Annotated in this window: 11 protein-coding genes; 9 read left to right on the top strand and 2 right to left on the bottom strand. The window is 69.4% G+C overall.

Annotated features, from left to right (window positions below):
- Positions 1 to 127: 127 nt before the first annotated feature.
- On the top strand, positions 128 to 478 hold the full coding sequence (locus BUQ68_RS19550; RefSeq protein ID WP_075217706.1) for a MarR family transcriptional regulator: 351 nt from the start codon (positions 128 to 130) through the stop codon (positions 476 to 478).
- Positions 475 to 1,395 carry a C40 family peptidase gene (locus BUQ68_RS19545; protein ID WP_075217705.1) on the top strand — a complete coding sequence of 307 codons (921 nt, stop codon included), beginning with the start codon at positions 475 to 477 and terminating at the stop codon, positions 1,393 to 1,395. The genes BUQ68_RS19550 and BUQ68_RS19545 overlap by 4 nt, the downstream gene beginning before the upstream one ends.
- Before the next feature lie 63 nt (positions 1,396 to 1,458).
- On the opposite strand, the gene BUQ68_RS19540 is transcribed toward BUQ68_RS19545, so the two are convergent.
- Complete coding sequence (locus BUQ68_RS19540) at positions 1,459 to 3,045, bottom strand: OpgD/OpgG family glucan biosynthesis protein (protein ID WP_075217704.1); 1,587 nt, start codon at positions 3,043 to 3,045, stop codon at positions 1,459 to 1,461.
- A 153-nt stretch (positions 3,046 to 3,198) separates the two neighbouring features.
- Between BUQ68_RS19540 and recD2 the strand changes: the two genes are divergently transcribed.
- A complete protein-coding gene (gene recD2, locus BUQ68_RS19535; RefSeq protein ID WP_075217703.1) occupies positions 3,199 to 5,382 on the top strand; it encodes an SF1B family DNA helicase RecD2 in 2,184 nt (727 codons plus the stop codon).
- A 4-nt stretch (positions 5,383 to 5,386) separates the two neighbouring features.
- Here the strand turns inward: recD2 and BUQ68_RS19530 are convergent, their stop codons facing one another.
- Positions 5,387 to 6,568, bottom strand: coding sequence for an AAA family ATPase (locus tag BUQ68_RS19530; RefSeq protein ID WP_075217702.1), 1,182 nt, complete (start codon positions 6,566 to 6,568; stop codon positions 5,387 to 5,389).
- A gap of 73 nt (positions 6,569 to 6,641) precedes the next feature.
- Between BUQ68_RS19530 and BUQ68_RS19525 the strand changes: the two genes are divergently transcribed.
- The 6 genes from BUQ68_RS19525 to BUQ68_RS19500 all read left to right on the top strand — a co-directional run bounded on the left by BUQ68_RS19525 (position 6,642) and on the right by BUQ68_RS19500 (position 13,706).
- Entirely contained in the window at positions 6,642 to 7,583 is a 942-nt protein-coding gene (locus BUQ68_RS19525; protein ID WP_075217701.1) for a LysR family transcriptional regulator, read from the top strand.
- 142 nt (positions 7,584 to 7,725) lie between these two features.
- Positions 7,726 to 8,895, top strand: coding sequence for an ABC transporter substrate-binding protein (locus BUQ68_RS19520; protein ID WP_083656738.1), 1,170 nt, complete (start codon positions 7,726 to 7,728; stop codon positions 8,893 to 8,895).
- A 330-nt stretch (positions 8,896 to 9,225) separates the two neighbouring features.
- Positions 9,226 to 10,221 (top strand): ABC transporter ATP-binding protein, encoded by a 996-nt coding sequence (locus BUQ68_RS19515; protein WP_075217700.1) that lies wholly within the window; start codon positions 9,226 to 9,228, stop codon positions 10,219 to 10,221.
- 4 nt (positions 10,222 to 10,225) lie between these two features.
- Positions 10,226 to 11,170 carry an ABC transporter permease gene (locus BUQ68_RS19510; RefSeq protein WP_075217699.1) on the top strand — a complete coding sequence of 315 codons (945 nt, stop codon included), beginning with the start codon at positions 10,226 to 10,228 and terminating at the stop codon, positions 11,168 to 11,170.
- 233 nt (positions 11,171 to 11,403) lie between these two features.
- A complete protein-coding gene (locus BUQ68_RS19505) occupies positions 11,404 to 12,207 on the top strand; it encodes an ABC transporter permease (RefSeq protein ID WP_075217698.1) in 804 nt (267 codons plus the stop codon).
- Positions 12,208 to 12,257: 50 nt separating this feature from the next.
- Positions 12,258 to 13,706, top strand: a complete 1,449-nt coding sequence (locus BUQ68_RS19500; protein ID WP_075217697.1) for a gamma-aminobutyraldehyde dehydrogenase — start codon at positions 12,258 to 12,260, stop codon at positions 13,704 to 13,706.
- The last annotated feature ends 448 nt before the right edge of the window (positions 13,707 to 14,154 follow it).

The following is a 14,154-nucleotide window of genomic DNA, read 5'->3' as shown; positions in this document are numbered from 1 at the left end:
TAGGGATAGAGGTGCAACCCACTCCCTTTCCTCCCCGCCGCATCTGTCTCTTCCAAGCCTCCGCCTCTTCTCCCTCACTTCGATAAAACCGCTTCCGAAACGACCCCGCGGCCACTACTGTCCGGCCATGCCCGTCGACCTGCGCTCCTCCCAGGCCCTCCGCCTCTGGCACGACGTCTCGCTCGCCGTCGTCCGGGAGCACGACGCCGACCTGTCGCCGCGACAGATGACGGTGCTCTTGACCGTCTACCTGGAGCCGCCGCCACACACCGTTCGCGGGCTTGCCGAGAAGCTCGGCGTCACCAAGCCGGCGATCACGAGGGCGCTCGACACCATGGGCGAGATGAAGCTCCTCTCCCGCCGGCGGGACGAGAAGGACAAGCGCAACGTCATCGTCCAGCGGACCGTCGACGGCGCCCTCTATCTGGAGAAGCTGGCCGACCTGATCGTCGCCAAAGCCAAGGACCTGCCCCGATGACCGGCTTCGACCGCCGCCTCACCCCCGCGCGGCCCGATCTCGCCGCCGCCCACCTGAAAGGCACCGTGGAGGCCGCCCGTTTCGTGGAGGGCACCCGCCGCCGGGTGGTCGTGCCGGTGGCGGACCTTCGCGCCGAACCGCGCCTCGACCACCCGCTCGACACCCAGGCCATCCTCGGCGAGACCGTCATGGTCTACGAGGAGACGCCCGAGGGCTGGGCCTGGGGCCAGCTCGACCGCGACGGCTACGTGGGCTGGCTCCCCGCCGAGGCGCTCGGTCCCCTCGGGGCCGAGCCCACCCACCAGGTCGCGGTCCTGCGCACCCTCGTCTTCCCAGGGCCGGACCTGAAGCTGCCGGTGGTCCACCAGATCACGGAAGCCGCATGCGTCACCGTCACCGAGACGGTGGAGCGGCGCGGCACGCGCTACGCGGCCCTCGCCGGCGGCGGTTTCGTGGTGGAGAAGCACCTCTCGCCGATCGGCGAGGCTACATCGCCCGACATGGCGGGCTACGTCGGCGTCTCATCCGGCTACATCGGTGCACCATCCGGCATCGTCGACGCTGCAAAACGCTACATCGGCGTGCCCTATCTCTGGGGTGGCCGCACCAGCCTCGGCCTCGACTGCTCTGGCCTCGTTCAGACGGCACTCGCGGCGGTCGGCAGGCCGGCCCCCCGCGACACCGACATGCAGGAACGCGACCTCGGGTCTTTGGTGCCGTTCGACGGGGATCCGGCGGCCCTCCGGACCGGCGACCTCGTGTTCTGGAAGGGGCACGTGGGCATCGTCTCCGCCCCCGGCCGTCTCCTCCACGCCAACGGTTTCCACATGATGACGGTGGACGAACCGCTTGCCGGCGCGATCGACCGCATCGCTGCGGCCGGGCACCCGGTAACGAGCGTCAAGCGCTTGATATGAGACAAAAAACCGCGACGGCGCGGCGACCCGGAGAGGCCCGGATCGCCCCGTCGCCGGCGGTCGTCACCCGGCGCGCGGCGCCTGGAACTGCTCCGGATGGAACTGGTAGAGCCAGGTCTCCGTCAGCGCCTCGTCCTTGACCTTCAGGAAGAGCCGCATGTCCACCGGGTCGAGGCCGGTGGGTTTGAAGTCGAACACCGCCCGCCAGCGACCGGTCCCCACCACCGGCAGCACGTAGATACCCGACACGGTGCCGCTGGCTGCCGAAACGACCGCCTCGACACCCTCGTTCTGGCCATAGTCCGCCAGCGTACCGCCTTCAAAATCAACGACGATCTTGCTCGCATCCTTCGGCCGCGGCTGGCCGGGGACGCCGCCCATGCCGACGCGGGTGGAGACCACCCGGCCGATCGCCGGCGGGTTCGGCTCGTCGGCAAGCCAGGTCAGCCGGTAGTCCACCGCCACCTGGTCGCCGGTGCGCACGGGCTTGGCCGGCACCCAGTAGGCGACGATGTTGTCATGGATCTCGTCGTCGGTCGGGATCTCGACGAGCTGCACCGCGCCCTCGCCCCAGCCGTTCTTGGGCTCCACCCAGACGCTGGCGCGCTTCTCGTAGAAGACCCCATCATCCTGATAGTTCTCGAAATTCCGGTCCCGCTGCAGCAGCCCGAAACCCTTCGGATCGCGGTCCACGAAGGTCGACGTCATCACCCGCGGCGGGTTGTTCAGCGGCCGCCACAGGCGCTCGCCGCCACCGGTCGCGATGGCGAGGCCGTCCGAATCGTGGATCTCGGGCCGCCAGTCGGGGGCGCGGTTGCGGTTGGTCTCGTTGTACCAGAACATGGACGTGAGGGTGCCGACGCCGAAGCGGGCGATGTCCTTGCGGGCAAAGAAGCGGCAGGCCATGTCCATGACGACGCCCCGCTCGCCCGGCTCGGTCCCGCGCTTGATGTCCCAGCGCACGGCGCCCGAAACGCTCGGCCCTTCCAGCGCCGCATAGATCAGGAGCGTGCTGTCGGCTCCGTCGGCGAAGAAGAAGTCGGTGAAGCGCGGAAATTCCTCCGGCGTCGGCATGGCGACGTCGATGCAGAGCGCGCGGGCCGAGAGGCCGTACTGGTCGAGTTCGCCGGAGGAGCGGAAGTAGGCGGCGCCGAGGAAGGCCAGCCAGTCGCGTTCCACCCCGCCCGGCTCCATCACCCGGAAGCCGGCGAAGCCGATGTCGCGCGGCAGGCCGCGCGCCGGGCTGTCAGCCGGAATGTCAAAGAAATCAGGCGCATATTGAACCGGCCGGGCTTCCGGACCGTCCACCAGGTAGATGCCCACCGGCTCCTTGAAGTAGCGGCCGAGGTGGAAGAAGCGCAGCGGCGCCTTGCCGTCGCCGATCTGGACCGTGTGGTCCTTGCGGAACTTGATCTTCCAGTGCTGATCGTAGTCGATCGTCTCCAGAACGTCGCTCGCCCGCACCGGGATCGGCGCATAGGGCGCGGCGGCGCGGGTCTTGGCCTCCGCGATCAGCACGTCGAACGAGAAGGGTCGGGGGTTGCCGAGGGTGGTCGCCTCCTCGGCGAGCGCCAGGGGCGCCGGCAGCGCGGGGGTCAATCCGAGGGCGGCAAGCGCCCCGAGCACGTCACGGCGGGTCAGCGCGGTCATGGGAAGCGGAGCCTCTCGCAAAGGAGCGGAACCCGGGGTGATCCGGAGAAAACCGGGCCGGTTCCGCATGGCATGTACAAACGGTGCGGGCCTGCCGTCAACGGCGGCGAGGCGGGTCGACAAAAAGCGACGGAAGACGGCATAACGAGGGCGATGACAGACGAGAGAGCGCCCGAGTCCCGACTGTTCGAGCGGATCACCGGCACCGTGGAGCGAGTCACCTTCCACAACGAGGAAAACGGGTTTGCCGTGCTCCGCGTGAAGGTGACCGGCCGCAAGGAGCCCGTGGCCGTGGTCGGGCACGTTCCGTCCGTCTCCGCCGGCGAGAAGATCGAGGCGGAGGGCAACTGGACCACCGACCGCACCCACGGCCTGCAGTTCAAGGCGGAAAGCCTGGCCACCCGCGAGCCGACCGGCCGCGACGCGGTGGCGCGCTTCCTCGGCTCCGGCCTGATCGCCGGCGTCGGCCCCGCCATGGCCGAGCGCATCGTGCAGACCTTCGGCGCCAAGGCCCTCGACGTGATCGAGACCGAGCCCATGCGGCTCGTCACCGTGCCGGGCATCGGCCGCCAGCTCGCCGCCCGCATCGCCGAGAGCTACCGGGAGCGGAAATCAGTCAAGGAAATCATGATCGCCTTCCAGGAGAAGGGCGTCGGCACCGCCAGGGCCGTGCGCATCTGGCGCCACTTCGGCCCGGACGCCGTGAAGGTGATCGAGGAGGATCCCTACCGGCTCGCCCGCGAGGTGCGCGGCATCGGCTTCGAGGGCGCCGACGAGATCGCCGAGAAGTTCGGCGTCACCCGCACCGCGCCGGAGCGGCTGCGCGCCGGCGTCACCTACGCCCTGGAGGATTTCGCCGACAACGGCCACACGGCGGTGCCGCGCGACGAGATCGCCAACCGCGCCGCGCGCCTCCTCGGCGTCGACCCGGACGCGGTGACCGACGCCATCGCCGAGGCGATCCGCCACGGCGACGTGGAGGAGGCGCTGATCGACGACGTGCCGTGTCTGGCCGCCAAGCGGCTCGCCCGTTTCGAGACCAGCGTCGCCGTCCGCCTGAAGAAGCTCGCCGATGGCCGGCCGCCCTGGGGGGCGGTGGACGTCGCCCGCGCCATCGAGACCTTCGAGGCCGGCACGAAGAAGACGCTGTCGCCGTCCCAGCGGGCGGCGCTCGCCACGGTGGCGGCGTCCAAGGTCGCGGTCATCACCGGCGGCCCCGGCGTCGGCAAGACCACGCTCCTCGACGCGCTGCTCGCCACCGTAGCGGCCCGCAAGATGCGGGTGGCGCTCGCCGCCCCCACCGGCCGCGCCGCCCGGCGGATGGCCGACCAGACCGGCCGGGAGGCGCGGACCATCCACCGGCTGCTGGAGATCGACCCGGCGACCGGCGGCTTCCGCCGCGGCCCGGGCGAGCCGCTGGAGGCGGACCTCGTCGTCATCGACGAGGCCTCGATGGTGGACGTCGCCCTGATGGCGGCGCTCCTGGAGGCCATGCCGCCGGACGCCGGCCTCATCCTCGTCGGCGACGTGGACCAACTGCCCTCCGTCGGTCCCGGCCAGGTGCTCTCCGACGTGATCGCCTCCGGCCTCGTCCCGGTCGCCCGGCTGACGGAGATCTTCCGCCAGGCGGAGGAGAGCCGCATCATCGTCAACGCCCACCGGATCAACCGCGGCGAGATGCCGGTGGCGCCGGCCGCCGGCGAGACGGCGGACTTCTACCTGATCAACGCCAGCGGCCCGGAGGATGCCCTTGCCAAGGTGCTGGAGGTGGTCGGCACCCGCATCCCCCGCCGCTTCGGCCTCGACGCCATGCGCGACGTGCAGGTGATCACCCCCATGCAGAAGGGGCTGGTCGGCGCCCGCAACCTCAACGACGAACTCGCCAGGCTCCTGAACCCCGCGCCCCTCGACAGCGTGGAGCGGCTCGGCCAGACACTCGCCGTCGGCGACAAGGTCATGCAGGTGGAGAACGACTACGACCGGGACGTCTTCAACGGCGACCTCGGCCTCATCCGCCGCATCCGCGCCAAGGACGACGAACTGGTGGTCGGCTTCGACGGCCGCGAGGTCTCCTACGGCCTGCAGGACCTGGAGGCCCTGCAGCGGGCCTATGCGATCACCATCCACAAGAGCCAGGGCAGCGAGTACCCGGCCGTGGTGATCCCGCTCGTCCGCGAGCATTCCATCATGCTCGCCCGCAACCTCCTCTACACGGCCACCACGCGCGGCAAGGCTCTGGTCGTGCTGGTCGCCGAACCCTACGCCCTGGAAACGGCGGTCGCCGGCACCCGATCGCGCAAACGCTGGACCCGGCTGAAGACGATGCTGGCGGGGTGAACGGTCAGTCCAAGGTCGGCATGGCGCGCCGCATATAGGCGTCGAACAGCGGTACCGTGAATGCTGTGTCCCCATGTTGGGGCGAATAGATCATGCCCTTTCGAATGAGCTTTCCGCGAACGGGTCCGACGCTTGTGGTCTTCACTCCAAGCAGATCGGCGATTTCGCCGGATCGATGAGGTCCCGGGCCGAGTTCGGCGAGCGCTCTCATGTAGCGCTTCTCGGCAGGCGTGCATCGGTCGAACCGCACACGGAAGAAGCTTTCGTCCAATTCGCCGACCGAGACGACGTTCGCCTTGATCACGTCGTCTTCGGTGATGCGGTCCGTCGTGCAGATATTCCAGGCGTCATGCGACCATTGCTGCAGGAAGTAGGGATATCCTTCGGTAATCTCGATAATGCGGCGGACGGCAGCCTCGTCGATGGCGGCTCCTTCGTCCTCGACGGGGTTGACGATGGCGGCGTGCGCGTCGGGGGTCGCCAGAGCGCCGATCCGTGGATACCGGAAAAGGCGTTCCGCGTAGGACTTGGACTCGCCGGCCAGTCCGAGGATCTGGGGAAGACCCGCGCCGATGAAATGTATCGGCAGGCCCTTCTGGCTGATGCGGTGCATCGCCATGATCAGCGAACCGAATTCCCGCTCGTCGAAGTATTGGAGTTCATCGACCAGAAGGAGTACGGGGCGGCCTGCTGCGCGAGCGGCCATTCCGACAGCCTCGAAGAGGTCGGGCAGATCGGACTCCAGCGTGCCGGAGTCGGCTACCCCGGGTTCCGGATCGACGGACAACCCGTACTCGAAGTCGTCGATCGATATCTTGATCGACGCCACGAAGCTACGCAGAACCCGGATCGCTCGCTTGGAAAGCTCCTTCGCACTCTCGATGGTGCTGAGGCTGTACAACAGGCTCTTCAGACCCGGTACGATCAAGTCCGGAAGTGGCCGACCTTCTCGCGCTTCCGTCAGCAAGGTACGGTAGTGGAGACCCTCTGCGAGCTCTTGGGCTTTGACGAGAAGCACGGTTTTGCCGACGCCGCGCAGTCCGACCAGAATGGTGCCTTGGGCGGGCCGTCCCATGGCCGTCCGCCCGAGCCCGGTGGCTATGTCGTCAAGCAGCGTTTGCCGGCCTGCCAACTCCGGAGGAGGGTTGCCGGCGCCGGGCGCGAACGGGTTGCGGACACGGTCCATGGAGTGAGTTTATCCGTTTATATCGACGTGACGTTCAAAATAGATAAACTCGCTCCAGATGCAATCGAGCGCCATGGCCTTCAAGCTTCGCCAGCTCCAGTATTTCGTCGCGGTCGCCGACACCGGGTCCATCTCCGGGGCGGCGCAGCTCCTGTCGATTTCGCAGTCGACCGTCACCGAGGCGGTGAAGGAGCTGGAGGCGGATCTCGGGTTTCAGCTGGTGGCACGGCACGGGCGCGGCGTGGCGCTGACGCACAAGGGGCAGATGTTCCTGCGTCACGCCGGCCGCATCCTGGAGACGGTGGCGGACGCGCGGCGATCGCTCGCCGAAGAGGCGCCGAGCGGCACGGGCGAACTGCACGTGGGCGTGACGGCCCTCGTCGCCGGCTATGTGTTCTCCGACCTCCTCGCCCGCTACCGGCGCGCCAACCCCGGCGTCATCGTCTACGCGGTGGAGGACGACCGCGACTACCTGGAGCACCTGCTCGTCAACGGCGAGCTGGACGTGGCCGTGGTGGTGGTGCCGGACCGGGGCACCGACCCGGCCCTCCACGTGGAGATACTCGGCGAGGAGCCCTACCAGGTTTGGCTGCCGCTCGGCCATCCGCTCGGCCGGCAGGCGGACGTGTCGCTCGCCGACGCGGCCCGCGAGGCGCACATCGTGCTGACGGTGGACGAGATCGAGGGCACCACCCGGGCCTTCTGGCGCGAGCACGGCTTCCGGCCGCGCACCGCCTTCCGCACCCGCTCCGTGGAGGCGGTGCGCAGCCTGGTGGCGACCGGCGCCGGCATCACCATCCTGCCGACGCTGGTCTACCGGCCCTGGTCGCTGGAAGGCGACCGCATCGAGGCGCGGCCGGCGTCGGAGCCGCTGCCGACCGTGAAGGTCGGCATCGCCTGGCGTCGGGGCGCGTCCCTGCCGCGGATTGCCCAGGATTTCATCGAAATCGGGCGCATGCGGCGCATGGACCGGGCACGGGCGGATCTATCGGCAAAACCGATAATGCCATTCTGAATTATGGTCTGGCGAAACGTCGGGAGAGGTTCCACTCTCTCCATCGAACCCCGGGCGGGGGTCTCGACAATCAACAAACGAGGGGGACGACCCGCCGGGCTCACGCCGGCTGCCACCCCGGCAGCCCTTCAGGGAGAGTGCCATGCGGAGCTTGTCGCGCCCGACGGCGGTGGTCGCCGTCGCCGCCCTTCTCAGCCATTCCGTCGTGCCCGTCGCCATCGCCCAGGAGCCGCTGCAGGCGATCGGGGACGGCGAGGGCGAGGTCTCCATCGTCGCCTGGCCCGGCTATATCGAGCGCGGCGAGACCGACAAGGCCTATGACTGGGTGACGTCGTTCGAGGCCGAGACCGGCTGCAAGGTCACGGTGAAGACCGCCGGCACCTCCGACGAGATGGTGGCGCTCATGAACGAGGGCGGCTTCGACCTCGTCACCGCCTCCGGCGACGCGTCGCTCCGCCTCATCGCCGGCAAGACGGTGCAGCCGATCAACACCGCGCTGATCCCGTCGTGGAGCAAGGTGGACGAGCGGCTGAAGGCTGCGCCCTGGCACACGGTCGGCGGCGTGCACTACGGCGTGCCCTACCAGTGGGGCTCCAACGTGCTGATGTACAGCACCGACGTCTTCCCGACCCCGCCGACCTCCTGGAACGTGGTGTTCGAGCCCATGGACCTGCCGGACGGCAAGCCCAATCAGGGGCGGGTGCAGGCTTTCGACGGCCCGATCTACATTGCCGATGCCGCCCTCTACCTGATGACCCACAAGCCGGACCTCGGCATCAAGGACCCGTACGAGCTGACCGAGGCGCAATACAAGGAGGCGCTGACGCTCCTGCGCGAGCAGCGCAAGATCGTGCACCGCTACTGGCACGACGCCTTCATCCAGATCGACGACTTCACCAACGAGGGCGTGGTGGCCTCCTCGTCCTGGCCGTTCCAGGTCAACATCCTGAAAAGCCAGGGCAAACCGATCGCCTCCACGGTGCCGGCGGAAGGCGCCACCGGCTGGGCCGACACCACCATGATGCACGCCGACGCGCCGCATCCGAACTGCGCTTATAAGTGGATGGAGCATTCCATCAGCCCCAAGGTCCAGGGCGACCTCGCCGCCTGGTTCGGCTCCGTGCCGTCCAACCTGGAGGCCTGCACCGGCAACGCGCTTCTCGGCGAGGAGGGCTGCAAGATCAACGGCCTCGACAACTTCGAGAAGATCCGCTTCTGGCGCACCCCCGTCGCCAAGTGCGCCACCCAGGAAGCCTGCGTGCCCTACTACAAGTGGGTGACCGACTACATCGCCGTCCTCGGCGGGCGTTGACGCGGGATGTAGGGGGGGATGGAGGGGCGATGTGGCCGTGATGTCGTCCTGATGTCGCGGTGTCCCCCCCCACCCAACCCTCCCCCTCAAGGGGGGAGGGCTTATGATGGCGGTTCGGGCAGTCATCGGCTGACCGACTTCGCGAACGCCCTGACCCCTTGCTCCACCGAAACCCTCCCCCCTTGAGGGGGAGGGCCGGGTGGGGGGAGATCCTCCGCCGGTCCGGAAAACCCGCGTTCCCAGCCGCGTCCGCCTTCCGCTGATCGTCAGTCCGGACCCCCGCCCATGCGCCCGCTCGACCACACCCGCCTCGCCCCAGGAATCCACCCGATGACGACCGCCGTGCGCTTTTCCGGGGTGTCCCGTCATTTCGGTCCGGTCAAGGCCGTGGACGAGGTGGATCTGGCGATCGAACCGGGCGAGTTCTTCGCCATGCTGGGGCCGTCCGGTTCGGGCAAGACCACGTGCCTGCGCCTGATCGGCGGGTTCGAGCAGCCGACCGCCGGGACGATCGAGGTGTTCGGCCAGCATGTGGAGGGCGTGCCGCCTTATCGGCGGGCGGTGAACACCGTGTTCCAGGACTACGCGCTCTTCCCCCATATGAGCGTCATCGATAACGTCGCCTACGGCCTGATGATCCGCGGCATCCGCAAGGTGGAGCGCCGGGCGCTCGCCGCCGAGATGCTCGATCTCGTGCGCCTCTCCGGCTACGGAGACCGGCGGCCGGCGCAGCTTTCCGGCGGCCAGCGGCAGCGGGTGGCGCTCGCCCGGGCGCTCGTCAACGAACCGAAGGTGCTGCTCCTCGACGAGCCGCTCGGCGCGCTCGACCTGAAGCTCCGCGGCGAGATGCAGACCGAGCTGAAGGCGCTGCAGGCGCGGCTCGGCATCACCTTCGTGTTCGTCACCCACGACCAGACCGAGGCGCTCGCCATGGCCGACCGGGTGGCCGTGTTCAACGCCGGGAAGGTGGTGCAGGTGGGGCCGCCGGAGGAGATCTACGAGCGGCCGCGCACCCGCTTCGTGGCCGATTTCGTCGGCGGCGCCAACGTGCTGGAGCCGCCGATCGCCGCCCGGCTGGGCCTGCCGGCGGGCCTCTATGCGCTGCGGGCCGAGAAGCTGACCGTCACGGCCGCCGCCGCGGCCCCGGGTGGCGTGCACGCCGTCGTCACCGACGTGGACTACCAGGGCGCCACGCGGCGCTACCGGCTCGCGCTCGACGGGGCATCGCTCGCCGCCGTCGCGCCGGCGTCCGCGCCGGCCTTCGAGGCCGGCGACCCGGTCGCCCTGTCGGTGGCGCCCGGCGCCGCCGCCCGGCTGGAGGGCTGACCCGATGGCGTCCGGCCTCGCCGCCCCGACCCGCCCGATCGGCTTGCGCGGCCGCCTGTCGGATCTTCTCCTGTCGCGGCCGGGCGTGCTGGTGCTGGTGCTCCTGGCGCCGCCGCTCCTCTGGCTCGGGGTCGTCTTCGTCGGCTCGCTGGTGGCGCTTCTCGCCCAGTCCTTCTTCTCCATCGACGAGTTCACCGGCCTCGTCGTCCGCGAGTTCACGCTCCGCACCTACGGCGAGCTCTTCGCGCCGGCCAACTTCGACATCATCCGCCGCTCGGTGCTGATGGCGGCGGCCGTCACGCTCGCCTCGGCGCTCCTCGCCTTCCCGATCGCCTGGTACGCCGCCCGCTATGCGCGGGGACGGCTGAAGGCGGCCTTCTATCTCGCCGTCATGCTGCCGCTCTGGTCGAGCTACCTCGTCCGGATCTACGCCTGGAAGCTGATCCTCGCCAAGGAGGGCGTCGTCACCTATGCGGCAGAAGCGACCGGGCTGATGCCGCTCGTCGACGCGATCCTCGCCGTGCCGGGGCTCGGCGGGCCGTCCTTTTCGGTGTCCACCTACGGCACCTTCATCGTCTTCGTCTACCTCTGGGTGCCCTTCATGATCCTGCCGCTGCAGGCGGCGCTGGAGCGGGTGCCGCGCTCGGTGCTGGAGGCCTCCGCGGACCTCGGCGGCGACCCGCGCGCCACCTTCCGCCACGTGGTGCTGCCGCTCGCCCTGCCGGGCTTTGCTGCCGGGTCGATCTTCACCTTCTCGCTCACGCTCGGCGACTACATCGTCCCGCAGATCGTCGGCACCAGCACCTACTATCTCGGTCAGGTCGTCTACGTTCAGCAGGGCGTCGCCGGCAACATCCCCCTCGCCGCCGCCTTCTCGGTGGTGCCGATCGTCATCATGGGGGCGTATCTGATGATCGCCCGGCGGATGGGGGCATTCGATGCGATGTGAGGGGTGCTCATCGATCGGCGGGGGTGGTTCCCCCCTCTCCCCAACCCTCCCCCACGAGGGGGGAGGGGGCACGGGCGGCGCCGACCGACGCTTGACCGACAGAGCCGCCGGAGCCTCGTCGGACCCCCTCTCCCCTTGTGGGGGAGGGTTGGGGAGGGGGGTGAACCGCCGACGCCGTCCGACAACAGCGCCTGCTCCGCAGCCCCGCCCACACCCCACCCGGAGCCGCCCCCATGCCTGAGCGCGCCTCCTTCTCCCTGAAGCTCGCCGCCGCGGCCGGGTTGCTCTTCCTGCACCTGCCGCTCGCCTTCATCGTGCTCTACGCCTTCTCCACCGAGGAGAAGAGCTACCAGTTCCCGCCGCCGGGCTACACGACCCGCTGGTTCGCGGTCGCCTACGAGCGCCAGGACATCTGGGACGCGCTCACCCTGTCGCTCCAGGTCGCCACCATCGCCACCGTCCTCGCCCTCGTCCTCGGCACGCTCGCCGCCGGGGCGCTCGCCCGGTCGCGCTTCTTCGGGCGGGAGGCGGTGTCGCTTCTCATCATCCTGCCGATCGCCATGCCGGGGATCGTCACGGGGCTGGCGCTTCGCGCCGCCTTCTCGCTCGGCGACATCCCGTTCAGCTTCTGGACCATCGTGCTCGGCCACGCGACCTTCTGCATCGTGGTGGTGCACAACAACGCGGTGGCGCGGCTGCGGCGAACCTCGCCGTCGCTGATCGAGGCGTCGATGGACCTCGGGGCGGACGGGTTCCAGACCTTCCGGCACGTGATCCTGCCGAACCTTGCCACGTCGCTGCTCGCCGGCGGCATGCTGGCCTTCGCGCTCTCCTTCGACGAGGTGATCGTGACCACCTTCACGGCCGGCCAGCAGACCACGCTGCCGATCTGGATGCTGTCCGAACTGATCCGCCCGCGTCAGCGCCCGGTGACCAACGTGGTGGCGGTGTTCGTCATCGTGGTCACCTTCCTGCCCATCCTCGCCGCCTACATCCTCACCCGCGACACGGCCGAAACGGCCGGCGCGGGCAAGTGAGTCCGACCTCGATCGCGTTTCGACCAACCGTTAAGACCAGGGAGGCCCGCATGCTCACCAACCCCGTCGTCTCCGACACCGCCATGCTGATCGGCACCGATTTCGTCGCCGGCACCGAGGATGCCGAGACGGTGCTCGCCCCGAAGACCGGCGAGACCATCCTCACCCTGCCGGAGGCCTCGCCCTCGCAGATCGACGCGGCTGTCGAAGCCGCCGACGCGGCCTTCGCGTCCTGGTCGCGCACCACCCCGGGCGAGCGGGCGGGCTACCTCCTGAAGCTCGCCCAGGCCATCGAGGACGACGCGGAGGGCTTTGCCGCCGTGGAGGCGCTCAACTGCGGCAAACCCTATCCGGCCGTGCTCCGCGACGAGATCCCAGCCGTCGTCGACGTGTTCCGCTTCTTCGCCGGCGCCTGCCGCACCCTGCCGGGCCAGGCGGCGGGCGAGTACATCGCCGGCCACACGTCCATGATCCGGCGCGACCCGATCGGCGTGGTCGCCTCCATCGCGCCGTGGAACTATCCCCTGATGATGGCGGCCTGGAAGCTCGGCCCGGCGCTCGCCGCCGGCAACACGGTGGTGATCAAGCCCTCCGAGCAGACGCCGCTGACCACGCTGCGCCTCGCCAAGGTGGCGGCCGACATCCTGCCGGGCGGCGTCCTCAACGTCATCGTCGGGCGCGGCGGCAGCGTCGGCTCCACCCTCATCAACCACCCGAAGGTCTCCATGGTGTCGCTGACCGGCGACGTCGCCACCGGCAAGAAGGTGCTCGCCGCCGCCGCCGCCACGGTCAAGCGCACCCACCTGGAGCTCGGCGGAAAGGCGCCGGTGATCGTGTTCGACGACGCCGACATCGACGCGGTCGTGGAAGGCATTCGCACCTTCGGCTACTACAACGCCGGCCAGGACTGCACCGCCGCCTGCCGCATCTACGCGGGCGAGAAGGTCTACGACAAGCTGGTGGCGGACCTCGCCTCGGCGGTGTCGTCGATCGCCTACGCGCACGAGGACGACGAGGCCAACGAGATCGGGCCGCTGATCTCCCGGCGCCAGCGCGACCGGGTGGCGAGCTTCGTGGAGCGCGCCTCCGAGCAGAAGCACATCGAGATCGTCACCGGCGGCAAGGTCGCCTCCGGCGCCGGCTTCTTCTACGAGCCGACCGTGGTGGCGGGCGCGCTCCAGTCCGACGAGATCGTCCGGCGCGAGGTGTTCGGCCCGGTGGTGTCGGTCACCCGCTTCTCCGACCCGGACGAGGCGGTGACCTGGGCCAACGACAGCGACTACGGCCTCGCCTCGTCGGTGTGGACCCGCGACGTCGCCAAGGCGATGAATGTGGCGAGCCGGCTCCGCTACGGCTGCACCTGGGTCAACTGCCACTTCATGCTGACCAACGAGATGCCCCACGGCGGCCTGAAGCAGTCCGGCTACGGCAAGGACATGAGCCAGTACGCCCTGGAGGACTATTCCGTCGTCCGCCATGTGATGGTGAAGTTCGCCTGAGGGGCGGCGGGGAGGGGGGCGGGCGCGCCCTTTCACAAGGTGGGTGTCTCCGGATAGCCCACCTGTACCGTCATCCCGGCGTACGCCGGGATCCAACCGACGGCGGATATTCCGCGCCGGTGCGGGTGATGGTTCCGTCGGTCGGGCCCCGGCGTTCGCCGCGGTGACGACCTGGGGGAGGGCAGGATGCCGCCGATCGGCCGTCGTCCCGGCGTACGCCGGGATCCAACCGACGGCGGAAACTCCGTGCCGGTGCGGGTGATGACTCCGTCGGTTGGACCCCGGCGTTCGCCGGGGTGACGACCTGGGGGGAGGGCGGCGCCTTCTCAGCCACCCTCCGCCGTCCTCCGCCTTCTCCGCCACCCTCCGCGCACCCCCGCGCACGTCCGCCGGCGCGCCAGCGCCCATCCCACGGCTTGCTCCCTCCGTCGTTTCGGATAAGGCTCTC

The organism is Mongoliimonas terrestris (assembly GCF_001927285.1).
In the GTDB taxonomy this organism is placed as follows: domain Bacteria; phylum Pseudomonadota; class Alphaproteobacteria; order Rhizobiales; family Pleomorphomonadaceae; genus Chthonobacter; species Chthonobacter terrestris.
The sequence above is the reverse complement of the archived record's forward strand: the minus strand, read 5'-3'. Positions and strand labels throughout refer to the sequence as shown.

What these genes read in the sequence shown, in the direction of transcription:
- BUQ68_RS19515 (WP_075217700.1), top strand. Translation starts at nt 9,226, where the DNA reads ATGACGACCGCCGTGCGCTTTTCCGGGGTGTCCCGTCATTTCGGTCCG.
- BUQ68_RS19550 (WP_075217706.1), top strand. Translation starts at nt 128, where the DNA reads ATGCCCGTCGACCTGCGCTCCTCCCAGGCCCTCCGCCTCTGGCACGAC.
- BUQ68_RS19510 (WP_075217699.1), top strand. Translation starts at nt 10,226, where the DNA reads ATGGCGTCCGGCCTCGCCGCCCCGACCCGCCCGATCGGCTTGCGCGGC.
- BUQ68_RS19505 (WP_075217698.1), top strand. Translation starts at nt 11,404, where the DNA reads ATGCCTGAGCGCGCCTCCTTCTCCCTGAAGCTCGCCGCCGCGGCCGGG.
- BUQ68_RS19500 (WP_075217697.1), top strand. Translation starts at nt 12,258, where the DNA reads ATGCTCACCAACCCCGTCGTCTCCGACACCGCCATGCTGATCGGCACC.
- BUQ68_RS19530 (WP_075217702.1), bottom strand. Translation starts at nt 6,568, where the DNA reads ATGGACCGTGTCCGCAACCCGTTCGCGCCCGGCGCCGGCAACCCTCCT.
- recD2 (WP_075217703.1), top strand. Translation starts at nt 3,199, where the DNA reads ATGACAGACGAGAGAGCGCCCGAGTCCCGACTGTTCGAGCGGATCACC.
- BUQ68_RS19520 (WP_083656738.1), top strand. Translation starts at nt 7,726, where the DNA reads ATGCGGAGCTTGTCGCGCCCGACGGCGGTGGTCGCCGTCGCCGCCCTT.
- BUQ68_RS19525 (WP_075217701.1), top strand. Translation starts at nt 6,642, where the DNA reads ATGGCCTTCAAGCTTCGCCAGCTCCAGTATTTCGTCGCGGTCGCCGAC.
- BUQ68_RS19545 (WP_075217705.1), top strand. Translation starts at nt 475, where the DNA reads ATGACCGGCTTCGACCGCCGCCTCACCCCCGCGCGGCCCGATCTCGCC.
- BUQ68_RS19540 (WP_075217704.1), bottom strand. Translation starts at nt 3,045, where the DNA reads ATGACCGCGCTGACCCGCCGTGACGTGCTCGGGGCGCTTGCCGCCCTC.